20 protein-coding genes are annotated in these 21,259 nt (G+C 50.6%); 11 read left to right on the top strand and 9 right to left on the bottom strand.

Features of this window, described 5'->3' with window-relative positions; all coding sequences use genetic code 11:
* Window positions 1-4 precede the first annotated feature (4 nt).
* From J1C60_RS00170 to J1C60_RS00155, 4 genes are all read left to right on the top strand, one after another.
* Window positions 5-958 (top strand): sugar kinase, encoded by a 954-nt coding sequence (locus J1C60_RS00170; RefSeq protein WP_128175182.1) that lies wholly within the window; start codon window positions 5-7, stop codon window positions 956-958.
* Window positions 959-1,036: 78 nt separating this feature from the next.
* Window positions 1,037-2,320 carry an MFS transporter gene (locus J1C60_RS00165; protein WP_128175184.1) on the top strand — a complete coding sequence of 428 codons (1,284 nt, stop codon included), beginning with the start codon at window positions 1,037-1,039 and terminating at the stop codon, window positions 2,318-2,320.
* Between the two features lie 72 nt (window positions 2,321-2,392).
* Window positions 2,393-3,367 (top strand): glyoxylate/hydroxypyruvate reductase GhrB, encoded by a 975-nt coding sequence (ghrB, locus tag J1C60_RS00160; protein WP_128175185.1) that lies wholly within the window; start codon window positions 2,393-2,395, stop codon window positions 3,365-3,367.
* A gap of 176 nt (window positions 3,368-3,543) precedes the next feature.
* On the top strand, window positions 3,544-4,797 hold the full coding sequence (locus tag J1C60_RS00155; protein ID WP_128175187.1) for a valine--pyruvate transaminase: 1,254 nt from the start codon (window positions 3,544-3,546) through the stop codon (window positions 4,795-4,797).
* Window positions 4,798-4,806: 9 nt separating this feature from the next.
* Here the strand turns inward: J1C60_RS00155 and J1C60_RS00150 are convergent, their stop codons facing one another.
* Window positions 4,807-6,273, bottom strand: coding sequence for an aminotransferase-like domain-containing protein (locus tag J1C60_RS00150; protein WP_128175189.1), 1,467 nt, complete (start codon window positions 6,271-6,273; stop codon window positions 4,807-4,809).
* Window positions 6,274-6,548: 275 nt separating this feature from the next.
* Here J1C60_RS00150 and J1C60_RS00145 point away from each other — a divergent pair, with 275 nt between their 5' ends.
* From J1C60_RS00145 to J1C60_RS00120, 6 genes are all read left to right on the top strand, one after another.
* Complete coding sequence (locus tag J1C60_RS00145) at window positions 6,549-8,018, top strand: hypothetical protein (protein WP_128175191.1); 1,470 nt, start codon at window positions 6,549-6,551, stop codon at window positions 8,016-8,018.
* An 18-nt stretch (window positions 8,019-8,036) separates the two neighbouring features.
* Window positions 8,037-9,314: an ATP-grasp domain-containing protein gene (locus tag J1C60_RS00140; RefSeq protein WP_128175192.1), complete on the top strand. Its 1,278-nt coding sequence runs from the start codon at window positions 8,037-8,039 to the stop codon at window positions 9,312-9,314.
* Complete coding sequence (locus tag J1C60_RS00135; protein WP_128175194.1) at window positions 9,302-10,009, top strand: class II glutamine amidotransferase; 708 nt, start codon at window positions 9,302-9,304, stop codon at window positions 10,007-10,009. The genes J1C60_RS00140 and J1C60_RS00135 overlap by 13 nt, the downstream gene beginning before the upstream one ends.
* A 4-nt stretch (window positions 10,010-10,013) precedes the next feature.
* Window positions 10,014-10,814, top strand: coding sequence for a 2OG-Fe(II)-dependent halogenase WelO5 family protein (locus tag J1C60_RS00130; protein ID WP_128175196.1), 801 nt, complete (start codon window positions 10,014-10,016; stop codon window positions 10,812-10,814).
* 78 nt (window positions 10,815-10,892) lie between these two features.
* Window positions 10,893-11,393 carry a YbaK/EbsC family protein gene (locus J1C60_RS00125; protein ID WP_128175198.1) on the top strand — a complete coding sequence of 167 codons (501 nt, stop codon included), beginning with the start codon at window positions 10,893-10,895 and terminating at the stop codon, window positions 11,391-11,393.
* A 21-nt stretch (window positions 11,394-11,414) separates the two neighbouring features.
* Complete coding sequence (locus J1C60_RS00120) at window positions 11,415-12,332, top strand: EamA family transporter (protein WP_128175200.1); 918 nt, start codon at window positions 11,415-11,417, stop codon at window positions 12,330-12,332.
* Window positions 12,333-12,401: 69 nt separating this feature from the next.
* Here J1C60_RS00120 and ibpA read toward each other — a convergent pair whose 3' ends face one another.
* A complete protein-coding gene (gene ibpA / locus J1C60_RS00115; RefSeq protein WP_128175202.1) occupies window positions 12,402-12,821 on the bottom strand; it encodes a small heat shock chaperone IbpA in 420 nt (139 codons plus the stop codon).
* Window positions 12,822-13,175: 354 nt separating this feature from the next.
* Here ibpA and J1C60_RS00110 point away from each other — a divergent pair, with 354 nt between their 5' ends.
* Complete coding sequence (locus J1C60_RS00110; protein WP_164877259.1) at window positions 13,176-13,544, top strand: YceK/YidQ family lipoprotein; 369 nt, start codon at window positions 13,176-13,178, stop codon at window positions 13,542-13,544.
* Here J1C60_RS00110 and J1C60_RS00105 read toward each other — a convergent pair.
* The 7 genes from J1C60_RS00105 to J1C60_RS00075 form a co-directional block, all read right to left on the bottom strand.
* Window positions 13,525-14,787 (bottom strand): YidR family protein, encoded by a 1,263-nt coding sequence (locus J1C60_RS00105; protein ID WP_128175206.1) that lies wholly within the window; start codon window positions 14,785-14,787, stop codon window positions 13,525-13,527. The two genes, J1C60_RS00110 and J1C60_RS00105, sit on opposite strands and share 20 nt — an antisense overlap.
* A 53-nt stretch (window positions 14,788-14,840) precedes the next feature.
* On the bottom strand, window positions 14,841-16,133 hold the full coding sequence (locus J1C60_RS00100; protein ID WP_128175207.1) for an MFS transporter: 1,293 nt from the start codon (window positions 16,131-16,133) through the stop codon (window positions 14,841-14,843).
* Window positions 16,134-16,368: 235 nt separating this feature from the next.
* Complete coding sequence (locus tag J1C60_RS00095; RefSeq protein WP_128175209.1) at window positions 16,369-17,679, bottom strand: MFS transporter; 1,311 nt, start codon at window positions 17,677-17,679, stop codon at window positions 16,369-16,371.
* A 237-nt stretch (window positions 17,680-17,916) separates the two neighbouring features.
* Window positions 17,917-19,065: a galactonate dehydratase gene (dgoD, locus tag J1C60_RS00090; RefSeq protein ID WP_128175211.1), complete on the bottom strand. Its 1,149-nt coding sequence runs from the start codon at window positions 19,063-19,065 to the stop codon at window positions 17,917-17,919.
* Window positions 19,062-19,679, bottom strand: coding sequence for a 2-dehydro-3-deoxy-6-phosphogalactonate aldolase (locus J1C60_RS00085; protein ID WP_128175213.1), 618 nt, complete (start codon window positions 19,677-19,679; stop codon window positions 19,062-19,064). The genes dgoD and J1C60_RS00085 overlap by 4 nt, the downstream gene beginning before the upstream one ends.
* A complete protein-coding gene (locus tag J1C60_RS00080) occupies window positions 19,663-20,541 on the bottom strand; it encodes a 2-dehydro-3-deoxygalactonokinase (RefSeq protein ID WP_128175215.1) in 879 nt (292 codons plus the stop codon). Before J1C60_RS00080 ends, J1C60_RS00085 begins: the two co-directional genes overlap by 17 nt.
* The gene (locus J1C60_RS00075; protein WP_128175217.1) at window positions 20,538-21,230 is read right to left on the bottom strand and encodes a FadR/GntR family transcriptional regulator; all 693 of its coding nucleotides are present in this window, start codon (window positions 21,228-21,230) and stop codon (window positions 20,538-20,540) included. Before J1C60_RS00075 ends, J1C60_RS00080 begins: the two co-directional genes overlap by 4 nt.
* Window positions 21,231-21,259: the final 29 nt, after the last annotated feature.

The raw sequence follows: 21,259 nt of genomic DNA, 5'->3' as shown, positions 1-21,259 counted from the left end.
TTTGATGACCACCGATGCAAACAACATGCTGGATGCCGTCACTCTTGGTGAAGCCATGGCAATGTTTGTTGCCCGTGAAACCGGCGATCTGGCCAGAGCGGAGAGTTTTATTAAACGTATTGCTGGTGCGGAACTTAATGTTGCCATCGGTCTTGCCCGTCTTGGTCTGAAAGTGGGTTGGGTCAGCCGGGTAGGCGATGACTCTTTTGGTCGTTTTACCTGCCAGCAACTGGATAAAGAAAACGTTGATCGTCGCCAGGTTACGATCGATAGCCACTATCCGACAGGTTTCCAGTTGAAATCAAAGGTCGATGATGGCTCCGATCCGTGCGTAGAGTATTTCCGTAAAGGCTCTGCCGCCAGCCATCTTTCCATCGACGATTTCAATCATGATTATTTCGGTTCGGCGCGACATTTACATCTGAGCGGTGTCTCTGCCGCGCTTTCTGACTCCTCGCTGGCATTAGCGAAGTATGCTGCGAAAGAGATGCGTTCCCTGGGAAAAACTATCTCTTTCGATCCTAATTTACGTCCGGTGCTGTGGTCTGGCGAGCGTGAGATGGTGAAGCAATTAAACCTGTTGGCTGAATATGCCGATTGGGTCCTACCCGGTGAAAAGGAAGGAAAAGTTCTTACCGGATACAGCCAGCCGGAAGCCATGGCCGATTTCTGGCTCGATAAGGGTGTCAAAGCGGTCATTATTAAAACCGGTAGCGACGGAGCCTGGTTTAAAACCGCCGAAGGCGAAAAGGGCCAGGTTGCAGCCATCAAAGTCGATAATGTTGTAGATACCGTTGGCGCAGGCGATGGCTTTGCGGTTGGCGTCATCAGCGCGTTACTGGAAGGTAAATCCTTACCGCAGGCGATTAAACGCGGCAATAAAATCGGCTCTCTGGCCATTCAGGTCATCGGCGATAGCGAAGGGCTGCCGACGCGTGCCGAACTGGGCGAAGACTAATCCGATATTGAACACCGGACCCACGGGCACCGGCAATAAACCTGCAGCCTGAAGTATTACGGGGAACAGAGGACAGCAATTATGAAACAGACCATTGCACCAAAACGCTGGTGGTACATCATGCCCATCGTGTTTATTACTTACAGCCTGGCGTACCTCGATCGAGCGAATTTTAGTTTTGCCTCCGCTGCCGGGATAAACGATGACTTAGGCATTACTAAAGGCATGTCCTCCCTGCTGGGCGCGCTATTTTTTCTCGGCTACTTTTTCTTCCAAATCCCCGGCGCGATTTATGCCGAACGCCGCAGCGTGAAGAAATTAATCTTCTGGTGTTTAATTCTGTGGGGCGGCTGCGCCTCGTTAACCGGAGTGGTCAGTAATATCCCGATGCTGGCCGCAATCCGCTTTATCCTCGGCATCGTGGAAGCTGCGGTGATGCCCGCTATGCTGATTTATATCAGTAACTGGTTTACCAAATCCGAACGCTCGCGTGCTAACACCTTCCTGATACTGGGTAATCCAGTGACCGTGCTGTGGATGTCGGTGGTATCGGGATATCTGATTGATGCTCTGGGCTGGCGGGAAATGTTTATCATTGAAGGCTTCCCGGCCATTATCTGGGCGATTGCCTGGTGGTTTATGGTACAGGATAAACCCACGCAGGCGAAGTGGCTGAGCGATAAAGAAAAAGCCGATTTACAGGCCGAATTGCAGAAGGAGCAGGCAGGGATCAAGGCAGTACCTAACTACCGTGAAGCCTTTAAATCGCGCAATGTTATCCTGCTTTGCCTGCAATACTTTGCCTGGAGTATTGGTGTCTATGGTTTTGTACTGTGGCTACCTTCGATTCTGCGTAATGGCACGGAAATGGGGATGGTGGAAGCCGGCTGGCTTTCGGCAGTGCCCTATCTGGCAGCAACGATTGCAATGATTATCGTCTCCTGGGCGTCAGATAAGTTACAAAACCGCAAACTGTTTGTCTGGCCGTTACTGTTAATTGGCGCGCTGGCGTTTTTAGGTTCATACCTTGTAGGTTCCGGTAACTTCTGGCTGTCCTATGCGCTGTTGGTGATCGCGGGTGCCGCCATGTATGCACCTTATGGCCCCTTCTTCGCCATCGTGCCGGAGATGCTGCCCCGTAACGTTGCGGGCGGGGCCATGGCGCTGATTAATAGCATGGGAGCATTGGGTTCATTTACGGGTTCATGGTTTGTCGGCTACCTGAACGGTGCTACCGGTACGCCCGCGGCCTCCTATGTTTTTATGGGTGCGGCATTGCTGGTTGCGGTGTGGCTGACACTGATTGTTAAGCCTGCGGATAACAAACGCGCATCCGCTGTAAATGGCACCAGGCATGCCTGAAACATTACTCGTGGCGGTAACCAGCCGCCATCAGCAATTCACGATTAAGTAAAGTTCGACAGGGAGAAACGCATGAAACCTTCAGTGGTGCTGTATAAATCTTTACCCGACGATTTACGTAAGCGTCTGGATGAACATTTCACCGTGACTGAAATCGACGGTCTGACGCCAGAAAATATGGCGAAATATGCGGATGCCTTTAACAGCGCCGAGGGGCTTCTTGGTTCTGGCGGCAAGGTAGACGGCGAATTTCTGGCAAAAACGCCTCGCTTAAAAGCCGCTTCTACCGTTTCTGTGGGTTATGACAATTTTGACGTTGATGCGCTTAACCAGCGTGGCGTGTTGTTAATGCATACGCCAACCGTGTTAACAGAGACTGTTGCCGATACCATGATGGCACTGGTGCTTGCTTCCGCCCGCCGCGTCGTGGAAGTTGCTGAACGGGTGAAAGCCGGGGAATGGACAGAAAGCATCGGCCCGGCCTGGTTTGGTATTGATGTGCACCATAAAAAACTGGGGATCCTGGGAATGGGTCGCATTGGACTGGCACTGGCACAGCGAGCGCACCTCGGTTTCGGCATGCCGATTCTGTACAACGCACGCAAGCATCATGAAGAAGCAGAGAGCCGTTTCGATGCCCGCTATTGCGATCTTGATACGCTGCTAAAAGAGTCTGATTTCCTTTGCATCAGTCTGCCACTGACCCGGGAAACCCATCATCTTATTGGTGCCGAGCAGTTAGCAAAAATGAAACCCAGTGCGGTCCTGGTGAACGCAGGCCGCGGTGCCGTCATTGATGAGCAAGCGCTTATCGCGGCGCTACAGAAAGGCACCCTCCATGCGGCAGGCCTGGACGTTTTCGAAACGGAACCCCTTCCCGCCGATTCGCCGTTATTGACATTACCTAACGTTGTGGCCCTGCCACATATCGGCTCTGCAACTCATGAAACGCGCTACGGTATGGCCCGTGATGCCGTGGATAATCTGATTGCCGCCCTGAACGGCAACGTTGAGAAAAACTGTGTTAACCCGCAACTGTTGAAGTAACGCCATACCAAGTGCAGAGGAAGCGAGTTTCCTCTGCACTCGTCCATCGCCAGCCCGGTCACCACCTCACTATCCTTCCCGACGTCTGAATATATGAGCGTATATTCCGATTGCGCCACATTTTTAGGGACGTTAAGGTGGGACTTCATTTACCATTAACAAACGATCAACAGGCTATGAGTTTCTCCGTATTTGGCGACAAATTTACACGCTATTCAGGTATTACACGCCTGATGGAAGATATGGGTGAAGGGTTACGTACGCCCGGCACCGTCATGCTGGGCGGAGGAAATCCGGCACAGATCCCTGAGATGAATGATTATTTTCATCAGCTTTTGCAGCAGATGCATACAGAAGGCAAGCTGACTGACGCACTGTGTAATTACGATGGCCCACGGGGTAAGGCTGTGCTGCTGGATGCCCTTGCATCTCTGTTACGTGAACATCTGGGCTGGCAAATATCGCCTCAGAACATCGCGTTAACCAATGGCAGTCAAAGCGCATTTTTTTATCTGTTTAATCTCTATGCCGGCCGCCGCGCCGACGGCAGCAAAAAACGCGTCCTTTTTCCGCTTGCACCGGAATACCTCGGCTACGCTGATGCAGGTCTGGATGAAGGGTTATTCGTCAGTGCAAAACCTAACATTGAGCTTCTGCCCGAAGGGCAATTTAAGTATCACGTTGACTTTGAACATCTGAAGATCACTGACGATACCGGGCTGATTTGCGTATCACGTCCGACAAACCCAACCGGAAACGTCATCACCGATGATGAGCTGATGAAACTTGATCTGCTGGCGCAGCAGCACGGTATCCCCCTACTTATCGATAACGCATACGGTGTGCCTTTTCCGGGTATTATCTTTAGTGATGCCCGACCACTTTGGAATCCTAATATTATCCTGTGCATGAGCCTCTCCAAACTGGGCCTGCCAGGTTCACGCTGCGGTATTATTATTGGTGACGAGAAAGTCATCTCCGCCATCGGCAACATGAATGGGATTATCAGTCTGGCACCCGGCAGCATCGGCCCTGCTATCGCCACCGAGATGATTAACCGTGGCGATCTGCTGCGCTTATCCGAAGAGGTAATAAAACCATTTTACCAGCGCCGCGTAAGCCAGACGATCGCGGTTATTCGTCGCTATCTCTCCGAAGAACGCTGCCTGATTCATAAACCAGAGGGAGCAATCTTCCTGTGGCTGTGGTTCATAGATCTGCCCATAACCACCGAAGTCCTGTACGAGCGACTGAAAAAACGGGGCGTACTGATGGTTCCAGGCCATGTTTTCTTCCCCGGCCTGGAACATGAATGGGCACATACGCATCAGTGCATGCGCATGAACTATGTGCCAGACAGTGAAACCATTGAGAAGGGCGTGCGAATTCTTGCTGAAGAGATTGAACGTGCGCACGCCGAGGGTATGTAGGGCCGCAGGTTAACGGCTATCCTGCTGGGGTGGAGGTTCAATAAGTGACTGCTCGCACCACTGCGCCAGCATTTTTATCGCCTGATGGACCTCTTCATTCCAGCCAAAACCAGCGTTCAGCCGGAAACAGCGATCATAACGCTGGTCGGTGGCAAAAATATGCCCCGGTGCGATACCAATGCCGGCGTTGCGTGCCTTGATAAATAACGTGCGCACATTCAGTGACCGTTCAGGCATCTCGACCCACAATACATAGCCTCCTTCAGGATCAGACACCCGTGTCCCCGCAGGAAAATAACGCAGCACGGCATTGCGCATCTGTCCAATTTGGCAGCACAACTCACGTCGCAGCTTGCGTAAATGTGCATCGTAACCTCCATTACGCAGCAGTTCCGCGATAGCCGCCTGCGAAAGCACCGATGTCCCCATCGTCGAGGTATATTTCAGCGATGCAATCTTACGCATGTAGTTGCTGCTGCATACCCAGCCAATACGCATGCCTGGGGCCACAGTTTTCGAAAAGCCACTGCACAGAATCGCATTTGGGCTAAAGGCACGCATCGGAAAAGGGCGTCGTTCGCCAAATGCCGTATCACCAAAAATATCATCTTCAATAACGATCACATCATTTTCATCAGCCTGGCGAGCAATATACGCTTTCTTTTCATTAGGGATACTTTTCCCCAGCGGATTATTAATATTCGCCAGCGTGACAAACGCCTGCACCGCTTTTCGCTTAAACAATCCGGTTAATTTCTCTACGTGGATATACCCTTCCGGACCAGCTTCGACTTCAATCACCCGTAGATTTAAATTATGCAGCATTTGCAATAACACAAAATAACAGGGTGACTCAACGGCCACTACATCGCCAGGTTTTACCGTCGCACGCAGTGAAAGCGATAGGGCTTCAATACAACCGTTGGTAATCAAAATATCATCGGGATTTATATTGCAGCCATAATCAACCGCCCGGCGAGCTATTTCGGCTTTTAACGGTGAATAGCCGGTGCCTTTTACCGTATCACCTAACAAAAAGGGTTTGGTATATCCCAACTGCCGCATTAACAGGCCCATTTTCTTCACCGGATAAAGCGAGGAAGCACCATTAGCCAGATCGAGCCTGACCCGACAATCGGTCCCCACCATCGCCAGATGCAGTTCGGTCTGTTCATCAAGCGGTGCCACTTCCTTCGACTGCTCGACCGGCACCAGAAGATCGTGCTGTGGTCGCTGCAAAGGCGCAACAAAAAAACCCGACTTTGGGCGGGCGACAGCATAGTGTTCATCTTCCAGCGTGCGTAAGGTTTTTAGCGCCGTTGTGAGGCTAACGTTGTACTGCGTCGCCAACGTACGTACAGAGGGCAAGCGCGTATCGGGAAGGAGCGTACCGGCATGAATCGCCTGTTTTATTTGCTCTGCTATTTGTCGGTAACGGCTGGCTTGATTGTCCCGATCTGTTCCCGCAATGGACATCTGTTACACCCTATATCGTTCTGATCTGTGCGTGTTCAACAGGTTACTTTGATAGTAGTTTACCTATCAAGCGCTTATAGCCGTCATATCGCGAATTGCAGTTTTATTGACCGTGCTGTAACTCGAATTATTAGGGATAAAAATAATCATAAGATCCTGATATTTCATTGCCAGTATCTTGTTCTTTCTTTTTTCGGCCGTTCCAATGAGGTCATTCTTCTTACTTACCTTTCACCGGGTAATCTTATATCTATGGACTAAAGGAAAAAGTGACAATGAATAATCTTTCGAAAATGATGAAAGATATGGAGGTCTGGCTTTCGGAGGCCGTTATTGATTCAGCGCGACAATGCGCTCAGCGATTAATCACTTCCTTGCCCAATCAGCAGAATATTAGCGATAACCGAGTATTGCTGGCTTACGGTGGCGGCAAAGACAGCAGCTATATGGTTGCCTGGGTGCGTTATATTCAGGGGCTGGTATGGCAGGAAAAGGGCGAAACGTTCCGCCTGCGCATCAGCACTAATCGCCACGCCGGCATGAACGACCGCGTGATGGAAAATATCGATCGTGTGTATCAGGCATTGAATATATACGGTGATCCATTTGTTGAATGCTTACTGACCGACGGGCCGATTATTCGCCCTTTTGACGCACAGCTTCCTATGCCCAACGCTGTTCGCCGCCAAAACCGTACTGATGTGTTGATGAACGGGCACCGCTTCCAGGCTGATGCACGATCTACCTTTTGCAACGCCTGCAACCTCAGTATGGTCAATTCTTTCGGCCTTGCCGCACATTACGAGGGCGGCGTGGATATTATCATCACCGGTGACTCCCCCGAAGAACAGACAGCTTATATCGCCTGGGCACGTCATCTTGCGCGTCTGTTTGACGCCCCTGACACCGCAAACCGCCGGGGTTTCTCTGGCTTTCTTGAAACCTTAGACGGCGTGGCAACACGTTATTTCGGCCATATTTATGGGACTGACAACGTAATGCCGGCTCACCGTATTACCTGCAAGCTGGTACGCGATCCTCTGTTTTTCAATATCTATCAGGATACCGCTTATGAAGCTGGCGAGCACTGGGCGCTACTGAGCGAATTTATGCATTTTCGTTTTGACGAATTAATGTTCAGCTTTTCTGAATCTGACTGCGGTAACCCCACGCTAATGGCGCATATTCGCGGTTTGCGCGCAGAAACACGGCTGCAGCGCAGCTACAGCGAAGGCGTGAGCGAATATGTACGCTTCGCGCTCGGACTGATGCAGCAGAAAGATTTCCCCGCACATCTGATCGCCGAAATGGCCGCACGTTATCAGGATAACTCCGCTATTGCCGCACAACGTGCACGCGCTGAGCAATTTGCCGTTGACGCCTTTGGCCTCTCAACGCAACAGCTGGTCTGCATGATCTATTCCCCCTTCACTGAAGGAGGCAAGCTGTTGGAAAACTATCTTTCTCAAGAGGATATCCCCTGCTCCGCTGCCGCAATCCACGCTCTGCTGGGCAATGAAAACCATGAAGATCGTGCGCTCCGCATTCAGTTGGAAGCGCTGTCCGGCTTAACGCTTGAACAGCTTCGTCAGTGTTATCGCAGCCCGTTAGTCAGTTCGCTGCTGGAACGCAAGCATAACGATCCGCTATCACGCGTGCTGCGCTATGACCCACACAAGGCCATTATTCAGGTTAATAACGGTGCTATTCAGGACACCGTCAGTGAAGTGATTTCAGGACGCTAATCAGCTAAGGCCAAAGCCATGAAAAAGATTTTCCTGCAAATAGGCGCAACCCGTGACGGGCAGAATCCTTACTGTGAGGTCGCACAACGCGAAGGTTTTTTTACCGTGTTGGCAGAAATGGGCGATTACGTGGACTACCAGTCCGTTTGCCTCAGCTTGCCGTTCGATATGATTCTGCGCGTTAACCGCCCTGAGAGCCCGTTCGAAGTCATGCAAGCGTATATGAACGCGGGGTTGCTTGAGCATCCACATATTGTGTTGGCCGGATTCGAAGCTTACAACCAAAGTGCTGGTCGCGTACGTGAAATGCTCGCCGATCCGCTCAACAGACAATGTTTCATCCCGCCGGATAAATACGCACAGCGTATGGCGCTGAATAAAATGAATCCAACCTGCCCACAGCCTGAGTTCCGTTTCTTCGCCTCGGCGCTGAGCATTCGTGACGCCAGTGATGCGTTGATTTATCCCTGCGTCATTAAACCGGTTGATGGCGGCGGCGGCTTGGGCGTCTGGCTGGTGAAATCCCCGCAGCAGTTGGATAAAGCGATCGACAAGCTGGTCACCACGATGAATTACGGTGGCCGTAGTTTCTCCGGCTTTATCGTCGAATGCTGGTTACCGGGCGAAGAATACTCGCTGCAAGGTGTTGTCAGTGATGGCGTTCCCCATGCCCTGACCTACTGCCAGAAACTGATTGAACCGGTCACCACGCCGGAAGGGATTACCAGTTTCTATGAATCCGGGCACATCGCCACCGCCGCCGACGAATTGCCTAAGGCTTTTACCGATTTAATGCACCTCTGCTGTGATGCCTTCGATTATCGTCAGGGCGCATTTCATATCGATTTTATTCTGGTGAATGGGGTTGCGCATTTCCTTGAAATGGGATTTCGCCTGTCAGGAATGGGCATTGTTAATCTGGTCAAAGAGGTAACGGATCTGAACTGGGCCGAAATCGCATTTAATCTGGAGCAGGGCAAACCTTTTACCGGCTTAACGCCGGGAAGTGCAAAAAAAGCCATAGGCCAGCTTCGCCTGCGACAACCCAGTCAGCTCAGCGCTGCGGAACGGTGGGTAGATCAACATCCACAGGGATGCATCATACCGCCGGTAAAGCTGCCACAACTTAGCGTTTCCACCCGATCGACGCTATATGCGGACTTAACACGACATGCCGGTGTCCTCGGTACATTGCGTCTGGAAGCGCGCGACCGGCATGAAGTTATGTCGGTATTCAATGTAATTTCCACCCTTAAACCACTGCCGGAACAGCGAGATTTACAATGTGCAGGATGATTTTAGCGCGCGGCGATTTTTCCGTTGCCGACGTGATGCAAGCTGCCCGTGCCATGAGCTGTGGCGAAACCGCGCAGCATGATGGTCCGATTAAACAACATCCTAACGGCTGGGGATGTTTATGGCTGGATGAAGGTGAAATCCGCACTCTGCACGGCACCGGCACCTTTGCTGATGCCTTACCTGATATTGATTTCTCCCGCATCAAGACGCGTTTTTTAGCGGTACACGTTCGCCACGCCACGCTCAGCAAAAATAGCGGGGTCCAGTTTTCACATCCGCTACGGCGCAACAGTGGGGAAACCGAGTGGTTCATGATGCATAACGGGTTTTTACCCACTATTTATCCACATTTGGGGCTGAAGGAATCACGGTTTGATTCGGCGGAATATCTGGAATACATCGTTGATCACATAACGCCTGGCGATCTCAATCAGCGTTATTTAAGCGACAAAATGGCGCAAATCGCACCGGGAGGCAGCGCGGGCAACGCGTTTTTTATCACCAAAGAGAAAGCCTGGGCATGGCAATGGCATCCCGATGACACCCCCTATCCTCACTATTTTACGCTGAATTGTTATCAAACAGCGGAAACGACATACATTTCATCAGAAACCATCTCACACTTGGGCGAAGCGTCGAAATGGCGCCGTATGCATAATCATGAACTACATGAAGTAAACTTTGCGGAGTGAAATCATGGCCATTTTTAATCACATTCGCGTCATTAACCCCACCATGTTTATTGAAAGAACCTGGCTTGACGATATCGTTACCGCGCGCGTACCCCTACTGGTCATGCGCGGTTTTCTGCAACCTAATGACACCCACGCCATCGTAGAAAACTTACGCCAGTGCCGCGAAAAAATTCGCGTCTCTCACTATTCTAACGGTGCCCTTACCACTCTCGGGCCCTATCTGGCTAAACATACTGCCGCACCGGAAAATTATTTTACCGAACTGCGCGATATTCAACCGGCATTACCAGACTCGCTAGCGATATTAAAAAACAATGTTTATCAGTGGGTAAAACATGCGCTCCAGTTGGAAACGCTGGAAACCGCTGTGGAACCGCAGCTTGGGGAATACTCCGGTTCAATTGTGCGTTTCCACGCCGACGGTGTTGCTAATCCGCTGCACAACGATCATATCGTGCGCGATGCCGCCGGCAGTGGACTGGTCGTCACACAGATCGCCCATCAGCTCAGTTGCGTTGTTTGTCTGCAAGAGTGCGACAGCGGAGGAACTCTGCGCATCTATAAGAAAAAATGGTTACCTGAGGATGAGAAATTTAAAACTCAGGGTGAACTCGGCTATCACAGCGATGTGATTAACGCATGTGAAATCTGTGAATTCAAGCCACGTCAGGGCGATATCTATATTTTCAATCCGGCTTATTACCATGAGATTGATCGCGTCTCAGGCGATACGCGCATCACTATGGGCTTCTTCTTTGGCTTGACCGATAAAAAAATGAAGAACGCCATTGCCTGGAGCTAGCCGCGTTTTCGCCGAAATAATGCGCGTTGTCGGCACGCTATAGCCGGAATGACAACGCGACTCAAGAGGAGTTTATGCATGACAACCTTTGAAAAATTACTGGCCTTACTGAATGAGAAACAGGCGAATTACCGGATTATCGAGCATCCGCCAGAAGGGCGAACCGAGCTGATCAGTGCCATTCGCGGCAATGCTCCCGAGCAGGCAGCCAAAGCGATGGTACTACAGGTGATTGCCGGTGCAGAGCCCGTACGCTACGTGCTGGCTATCGTACCAGGCGACAGTAAGGTGAACTTCAAAGAGGTGGCTAAGCGGAGCGGCGGTAAGAAATCAAGCTTCGCCCCGCCAGAAGTTGCGCAGGCACTCACGCAGTGTGTTATGGGAGCTGTACCGCCTTTTAGTTTTGATGACCGATTAACGCTGCTGGTTGACGATCGCTTACGCAGTGTGGGCACGCTATTTTTTAACGCTGGCGAATTAGACAAATCGCTCGCGCTGAACGTTGAAGACTATTTCCGCGTGGTGGGCGAAAGCTGCCTGGGTGAAATTTCCACGCCCGTCGTGGTTAACGCTGAATAAGCGTTACAGAAGGAAAAAGTAATGTCTGTCAAAGATATGTTGCTGGCTCTCTGTGTGGTGGTTGCCTGGGGCGTGAACTTTGTTGTGATTAAGCTGGGACTTCACGATATGCCACCCTTTTTACTGGCCGGTTTACGCTTCACGCTGGTTGCGTTTCCCGCCATCTTTTTTATCAAACCACCTAAAATCCCGATCAAATGGCTGGTGGTTTATGGCATGACTATCAGCTTTGGTCAGTTCGCATTCCTTTTTCTGGCCATAAAACTGGGAATGCCAGCAGGGATTGCCTCACTGGTGATTCAGGCACAAGCATTTTTTACTCTTCTGCTGGGTGCATTGTTGTTATCGGAAAAACTGAAGTGGCACCATTTCGTCGGTATTCTGATTGCCTGTGTCGGCATGGTGCTGCTTGCAAAAGCGAGTATGGAAAATCAGGCTATGGGTGGTATTACCATGATAACCCTGATGCTCACGCTGGGCGCTGCACTCTCCTGGGCGCTGGGCAATATTACTAATAAGGTCATCATGCGTAACAGCAAGGCACCGATTATGTCGCTGGTGGTGTGGAGCGCGCTGGTGCCCATCATCCCGTTCTTCGCCTGTTCGTGGCTGTATGAAGGACAGCAGACTATTATCCTGAGCCTGATGAATATTAATACGCAAACCATACTGGCGCTGATTTACCTGGCCTTTATCGCCACCATTGTTGGCTACGCCATTTGGGGGGATTTGCTTAATCGCTATGAAACCTGGCGTGTTGCGCCACTGGCGCTACTGGTACCGGTTGTGGGAATTATTAGCGCCGCACTGTTGCTGGATGAGATGCTCTCGCCGATACAAATTGCTGGCGCACTGATCATAATTGCGGGATTACTGTTGAACGTTTTCGGCGGCTTTCTGACACCTGCGCATCGTCGCATTGCCGAGCGGACAGGCTAAATGCCTTCGCCGCCCTTGTCGGTAAGAGGCTAAAACGCCGCGGCTTTCCGCGGCGCACGTTTGAAGACGCTATTCGCTGAGGATATCAATGCGACGTGGCTTCATTGCTTCAGGTACAACACGTTCCAAATCGATATACAGCAAACCATTCTCTAAGCGAGCATCACGCACATGGACATGCTCTGCCAGCTGGAATTTGCGTTCGAAGTTACGTTCCGCAATCCCCTGATAGAGGTACTGGCGCTCGGTTTGCTCTTCAGCATGGGCACCCCGTACGATCAGCAGATTGTCGTGCGCGGTAATATCCAGTTCGCTTTGTGCAAATCCCGCGACGGCAATCGTAATTCGGTATTGGTTTTCACTGACCAACTCCACATTATAGGGAGGATAGCCGCCATTACTCTGGCCCTGATTCGATTCCAGCAGATTAATCAAACGATCGAAACCAATAGCAGAACGGTAAAGAGGGGAAAGGTCGAAATTACGCATTATTAATACTCCTGATATTTCAGCAAGATTTGTGCACAACCTTCCACAATGGACAGGTTGCCAGCCACGCAAGTTGTACCCTGTCGGCGTACGCTTTTGTGACCGTGTTATAAAAATGGTGACAATCAGTCGGCTTTCAAGAGCAGAAGAGTAATTTTTTTAACCAGAATGCACTGAATGTCATACACTCAGGGGCAATATAACGTTGGTTAACTACCGTTGCCGCTGCAACAAGCTAACCAGGGTATTATCGGTAAACGTGTACGAGTGACCAAAGAGTCGCCGGGAATATGCCCTACACGTCGGTAATGAAACCCAGCCGGGCGTGATGCTTTGACTGAAGGGATGATGATGATGAAAGCCATGAAGAAAATTCGTTTAGCCAGTTTGTTCGCTTGCTGCTGCGTAGCGAGTACGACAGGTTGTTCCAGCGTGATGTCCCATACTGGAGCCAGCCAGGGATATTATCCGGGCACCCGAGCCAGCGCAGAGATGCTGGTTAATGATGATACCAGTTGGGCGATCAAACCGCTGGCGGCGATCGATCTGCCATTTTCAGCGGTCATGGACACGCTCCTGCTTCCGTGGGACTACGCGCGCGCTGACGACGATAAGAGTGAAGACTCCCCGCGTGAGCGCGTTTTAAAAAGCGAAAGAATTTCTGCTACCCAGGATAGCCTGAGTCAAGCTGCACCGCTGGCCGCTAATTCACCACAGCAGTAAAGAGTTGGCGGAAGCCATTCACATCATTCATCCAGGCGACGTACTGACCGTCTGGTGAAAATACAACGGCATCACCGCACGGTGCGTGTTCATTCCGCGCCGTTATCCTTTTCAATTCACCGCTGTCGATATCACACAGCATCACGCTGTTATCACAGATAAATGCGACCATTTTTCCGTCAGGATGCCAGCTAAACGCCGACTGTATATCATAGTGACTTTGGCTTATTTGCTTTGGCTCGCCCCCATTGGGAGAAATGGTCCATAGCTGTACAACGCCGCAATCATCTTTCATCAGAAAAGCAATCGAACGCCCATCCGGCGATACCCGTAACCAGTGACGTGGCTGACTCACCAATCCAGGAAAGCGTCGTTTATCCGTAAAGGTTAAACGACGCTGCTCAACGCCGCGTGGTGGCGCAGGCAAGGTGGTTTCCGTCCCCTCCAGCGGCGCTACGCCCGGCAACGCGTAATCTTTCAGGCGCTCAGGCAGATCAACAATAAATACTTCGGCCACTTTTTCACTGCTGCTGGAAAGCGTGTCACCAATAAACGCCAATGCCCAGCGCTGATGGCTACCATCGGTTTTTTGGTAGCCTTGATGCCCCACCCAGCCCTCTTCGTAGGCACGATTAATTTCATCACTTCCCGGTATTGGACTGGCGGTGGTTTTACTCACAAGAACACAGAAATGACTGCCGTCATACTCACGCGAATGCTGCTTTGGCGGGCAAACTGCATGAAGCGGCAGCGCGATACCGACGTTACGCAGATCTTCTGCGATATCGTATTCATGCATCACATGATCGTTATAAGTAAAGCTGATCCGCGAGCCGTCCGGGCTAAAGACGTGAACATGACTACCGCCCCGCAATGCGCCTGGTGTAAAAGGTGGTGTGATATCGCAGGCATCAAGATTTTCGGCATGGCCATTTTGCACAATCACGCCACGTCGATGATGGAAGTCATATTTCCAGTTGCTGTCAGGGTGCTCCGGGCCATGGATACAAACATAACGCGCGGGAAGATCGGGGCTAACGGTGACGACACCAACGTACGCACCATCCTTTGCCTGGTAAAGAACTTCCGTCTCCCCCGTGAGAACATGAACGCGCTCAATCGTCAGGCTGGTAAAAGAAGCGCCGCTGGGCCGCACATCATATACCAGCCACTGGCTATCGGCGGTCCAGACATTGACGTTAGTGAGCTGATGATGGCGCTCGTCAAATGTGAGTTGTTTCATCGTGGCAATCCCTGAGGCAGTTGAACTGCCTCAGGGTAAATCATTCAATGCGTTTAGCCTACACGTTCCACTTTTCCAACCAGCAAAATATAAGAAAGCGCCCCTAACAGAGCAACAATCGAGATATAGACTAAGGCAGGCGCAAAACCATACCCCTGCGCCAGATAACCAATAACCAGAGGAACGGTGATCCCACCTAATCCGCCAACAAAATTAAATACGCCACCGGTCAGACCAATCAATCGCATCGGCGCCAGTGAAGAGACCAGCGACCAGGTAATCGAGGCGAAACCGTTACCAAAGAAAGCCAGCGCCATCAGCACCATAATCCATATCGGATCGTTGGTATAATTCGCGCCCATGATACAGGTTGAAACCAGTAAGCCGCAGATGATCGGCGTCTTACGGGCAACACCCAGTGAATAACCTTTACGTACCAGACGATCGGCGACCCAACCCGACAGCAGTACACCAAAAAATGCCGCCAGGAACGGAACCGTTGTCATAAATCCCGCCTGCAATGCTGCAATGCCTTTTTCCTGCGTTAAATAGTTTGGGAACCAGGTCAGGAAAAACCACAACGTTGATGTCACCGCAAACTGACCCAAATAAACCCCCACCAGCTTACGATGGAAGACCAGTTTCCAGTCAGCAGCACTCAGTGCCACACGCTGCTTTCTTTCCGCTGGCGCATCACCGTCAACCAATCCACCGCCATCGCGGATATAGTCCAGTTCAGCTTTGTTGATCCCTTTGCTGGCACGCGGGGGTTGATAAACTTTGAACCAAATAAATGACCAAACGATGCCTATTCCTCCCGTCAAAATAAAGACCCAGTGCCAACTCAACAGCTCCTGGATCCAGATCAACAACGGTGTGAGAAATGCCAGACCAACGAACTGTCCGGATGTATAGAAACCAACGGCAGAGGCACGCTCGCGTTCGGGGAACCAACTGGTGACCATGCGGTTATTGGTTGGAAACGCAGGCGCTTCAAAAATACCAGTGATCGCACGCAGGCCAATCAAAGAGAATAAGCCCGTCGCAAATCCCTGAAGTAATGTCGCCACCGACCAGCCAAAAATAGCGATAAAGTAGGTTAAGCGCGAGCCAACACGATCGAGAAACCAACCGCCGGGGATCTGGCAGAGCGTGTAGAGCCAGGCAAAAGCCGAAAAAATATAGCCCATCTCGGCCTTAGAAATACCAAACTCTTCCTGAATATGTGCTGATGCCACTGCAAGGTTAGCGCGGTCTACATAACAGATGACCACAGTGATAAAGATCATGATTAGCGTTATATAACGGCGACGTGTAGGTTTTTCCGCGATGACAGAGGTACTCATAATCGTTATATCTCCTAAGTTTTGTATAGGGAATTGCATCACCCTGCACTGCGGTTAAAAAAGGTGTGAATTCACCATACCCTACGCTACAGGCTTATTTGTTATGCCTGAGCGACCTGGCTACTGATTAAAATTATCGCCTGCACTGTGCAAAGAGCATCAGCTCATGCGTAATCAACGCGTTACATGGGGCAGATACGCTGCCTGCCCCACCGTTCTGTTTTATGCATCATCCTCAAGAAATGTGAGTCGTGGCGGTTTTATTCGTCACAGTTCGTACAGGCCGGGAAACCAAAATGCCAATGATTCCGCCGATAATGAGCGCGACCGCAACGATCAGCAGACCATAATGGTAACTATTGGTCAGATCTTTTATTTTCCCTAACACAGGGGGTAAACCAAGGCCAACAAAATTGGCAATGGTATTAATAAAAGCAATGGATGCCGCCGCCGCAACACCCGCCAATTTCTCCGTCGTTACTGCCCAGAATATCGGCGTTAATGCGAAGTTAAAGCCAACGGTTAATACCAACAAAATATATGAAGCCATCAGGCTTCCTGAATATATCGCCAGCGTGAGTGACAATCCGGATAAAATCAGAGGAAGCCCCATATGCCAGGAGCGCTCATGGGTTCGGTCTGAATGACTGCCATTTAAATACATAAACAGGCAGGCAAATATGAAAGGGACCGCTGAATAAAGGCTAATGACAAAGTTACTTTCATCCGCAGCCATACTTTTTATAATCAGTGGCATAAATAACGTGATGCCAATCGATCCGAACGCCTGTAAAAACCATACCAGGCTTAACAACATCACCGTTTTATTTTTTAACGCGCTGATCCATGAGTGATTCGCCCCAATTTCAACGCCTGCGCTATCCTGTACTAAACGCTGCTGTAGCCAGTTTTTTTGTTCCTGGCTCAGCCATGTTGCATGTGCCGGGGTATCTGGCAGACGCCGCAAGACCAACAGACCGAGCATCACCGCCGGAATGCCTTCCAGCGCAAATAGCCAGCGCCAACCCGCCACTTCGGCAAGACCATGCATATTGAGGATCAAGCCGGATACGGGTAAGCCAATAATCGAAGCCGCAACCGATCCCATATAGAAAAATGACATCGCACGCGCACGATTACTTTTCGGAAACCAGCAGGAAATATAATATATGATACCCGGAGTGAATCCGGCTTCCGCCATACCCAACAGGAATCGCATAATATAGAGTTGATTAGCGGTATGAACAAAAGACATACCGACACTGACAATCCCCCATGTCACCATAATACGAGCTATCCAGATACGTGCGCCAACTCGTGTCATAAAAACATTACTGGGTATTTCAAAAATAATATAGGAGATATAAAACATACTTACGCCAAGTCCATACATGCTGGCGGACAATCCCAAATCAGCATTCATTTGCAATGCTGCGATAGAGATATTTGTTTTATCTAAGTTCGCAACAAAGTAGCAAATAATAATAAAAGGGATAATTTTAGCATTAAGCTTTTTTAACGTTGTGGTGTACAGATCGGTATTCATAAGAATGTTATCTCCGGATCTGGCATAGCGAAAACAGTTCGCCACACCCTGTTATTACGCTGAGGGTGTTTATTCCCGTAATAGAGACTTTTTATAACCGCTATCTTTCGCGCTGCAGATCACCGACAGGGCAGGATAAATAGCTTCCCGTTTTGCACAGTACTCGCATTGGCTACGCCCATCACGCTACACGGTGATGCGCATAGCCAGTCAAAAAATAACGTCAGCCAGACAGCATTACCATTCTGCAACCGCACCATCCGGATAACGCCAGACAGGATTGCGCCAATCAGGTGCGTTTTTACTACGCTCAATCACCAGTTCTTCATTAATCTCTACGCCCAATCCAGGCTTTTTCAACGGCCAGAAGTGACCATCAGTCATTTTGAAGTCATCTTTATTGATCACGTAATCAAGGAGTTCAGCACCCTTGTTATAGTGAATGCCCATGCTTTGCTCCTGGAATACGGCATTGCGTGAAACGAAATCAATATGCAGACAAGCCGCTAGCGCAATAGGGCCAAGTGGGCAATGCGGCGCCAGCGCAACATCATAAGCTTCTGCCATACCGGCAATTTTAAGGCATTCGGTGATACCGCCAGCGTGTGACAGGTCTGGCTGTAATATCGCTAATCCCCCCGCTTCCAGCACACGCTTGAACTCAAAACGCGAATACATACGCTCACCGGCGGCAATCGGAATATGTGTTTGTGCGGCCAGCCGTGGATAGTACTCTTCGAGTTCAGCCAGTACCGGTTCTTCAATAAATAACGGGCGATACGGTTCCAACTCTTTAATCAAAATTTTAGCCATGGGTGCGCTGACACGACCATGGAAATCCAGACCAAACTCAATCTCTTTACCGAACGCCTCGCGGATTTGCGCTACGGTATCCACTGCGGCATCGACCTTCCGGGCATTATCGATAATCCCCATTTCTTCGCAGCCATTTAATTTGAAGGTGTCAAAACCGATATCACGCAGTTTTTTAACGCCTCCAATTACATCTGCCGGGCGATCGCCCCCCACCCAGCTGTAGGCCTTAATTTTATCGCGTACTAATCCGCCAAGTAGCTGATAGACCGGTACGCCTAGCGCTTTGCCTTTGATATCCCATAACGCCTGGTCAATGCCGGCAATCGCGCTCATTAAAATGGGACCACCACGATAAAATCCACCGCGATACATCACCTGCCATAAATCATTAATCCGCGCCGGATCCTGGCCAATCAATACATCGGAAAACTCATGTACGGCAGCCTCAACACTGCGCGCACGCCCTTCAATGACCGGCTCGCCCCAACCCACAATGCCTTCATCCGTTTCAATTTTCAGAAACATCCAGCGCGGTGGCAGGCGATAAGTGGTGAGTTTAGTAATTTTCATCGTACGGCCTCCTGATAGGCACGAATAAAGGCCTCGGCTTTTTCCTGCGTACGCGAGAGTGGCTGACCGGCGCGGTAGAGATCCCCTCCTAAACCAGCACCAATGCATCCTGCCATCATGAAATCCTTCAGGTTTTCTGGCGTAACGCCGCCCACGGCAAATACCGGGACTTCCGGCGGCAATACCGCTTTCAGCGCCTTAATATAATCCGGACCAAATGCCGAAGAAGGGAAGATTTTCAGCGTCTGTGCACCCGCTTTGAGTGCCGTGAAAGCTTCCGATGCCGTGGCGCAACCCGCTGCAACAATCATGTTATGCGCAACTGCACGGCGGATGACGTCACTATCGGTGTTGGGCGTTACCACTAATTTGCTGCCTATGGTGGCCAAGTGATCAACATTGTCCGGATGAAGTACCGTACCCGCACCAATCAAGGCACGATCGCCAAACAGCTGTACCATTTCAGCGATACTTTGCTGCCATCCCGGAGAATTAAGCGGAATTTCAATCGCATCGAAACCGGCAGCGATCAACGCACCAACGTGGGCTTTCGCCTCTTCCGGTTTAATACCGCGCAGAATAGCGATTAATGGCGTTTTAGTTGGCCAACTCATCAACAATACTCCTCATGCCATGCTGGAAAGCCGCATCGCCGTCCAGTCGTTGTACCGGGATTCCGGTAAAATTCATTGCATCCTGGTAGCGTTGGGCCAGTGACGAGCCAGAAATCAGCGTCACGGGTTGCTCAGCGCACGCAAACTGCTTCTGCATCAGTGCCACTTCATGACCAATCAATAACCCAGAAAGGAAATCACTTACCGATTCTCGCGCCCGTGCGCCTAAAACATGTGATGCCCTGACTTCGAATAAACGCGCAAGGATACTGCTGTCATTTACGCCCGTTTCGAGCCCCGCCTGAAAAGCTTCCGCGTCGGCCTGCTGGGGAGGTAAACCCGCACCGATAAGCGAATGGTTTAGCAACAGATGATGGAGTTCGCCGGTCATTACGGTACGAAAATCATTGATATTGTCGCCATCCGTTAGCACCCATTTAGAATGCGTGCCGGGCATCACGTATACCGTGGCGGGTGCCAAACGAACGGCACCTGCTAGCTGTGTTTCTTCACCACGCATCACGTTATGGTTATCAGGGCGATCGAGACTCAGGCCGGGTACAATCCACGCTTTATCGTCAACACGGGTTAACCGTGACGCCAGTTGGCGAAGCGAAACCGGGCAAGAGAGGTAAGGAGCGTTAATCCATCCCGCATTGCTGCCTACCATACCCGCCATCACTACGGGCACGTCGCTGACTGGCCACCCTTCGGTGATAGCTGCAAATACCTGAGCAGGCGTACGCTCACCGAGGCGCGTAACACCAGCTTCCGATCGACGTTCATCCACGCACGTTCCATCCTGATAATACCAGGCCCGTAGGTTCGTTGAGCCCCAGTCGATAGCGATATAGCTTGTCACATAATATCCTTGAGCCGTTGTGTTGAGCTGGCAATCATACTTTGTGCTGCTAACTCTGCAGCATCAGGGTCCTGATGACGGATGGCGTCATACAGAGCTTTATGTTCTTCCAGCGTCTTCGGCATATTGCCGGTATCTGGCATATAGGTGCGTTCAAAAACCGCACGCTGTAACTGACTGATTGCTACGCTCAATTGCTGCAACACCGGATTGTGTACTGATGCCAGTACGGCTTCGTGATAGCGAATATCCGCCTGATTAAAGGCCTCACGATCGAGATGATTTTTCACCATATCGTTCAGGGCGTTCTCAATTTGCGCTAAATCTCCGGGCGTTGCGCGCTCTGCTGACCAGCGTGCAATTTGGGGCTCAACCAGCGTACGCACTTCGTTCATTGCCGCAATCAGTCGCGGGTCATGATCGTGGGCTAATGCCCATTGCAGTACGTCGCTATCCAGATAGTTCCATTGATTACGCTGAGTAACAAAAGCGCCGCGATAACGTTTCATCTCCATTAACCGCTTGGCTATCAGTGAACGAAAAACCTCGCGAATAATGTTGCGCGAGGTTCCAAACTGTTCGCACAACTCCGCTTCAGAGGGCAAAGCTGCACCCGGTACATACTTTCCGGATACAATTTCTTCGCCAAGCGTCAGGATAATGCGTTCCGTTTTAGTGAGATTTTCCATGTTCTGTTTTCTCATCAAGTAGAGATGAC

The sequence above is a fragment of the [Pantoea] beijingensis genome, from assembly GCF_022647505.1.
GTDB lineage: Bacteria > Pseudomonadota > Gammaproteobacteria > Enterobacterales > Enterobacteriaceae > Erwinia > Erwinia beijingensis.
This window is presented reverse-complemented; position numbering and strand designations above follow the sequence as displayed.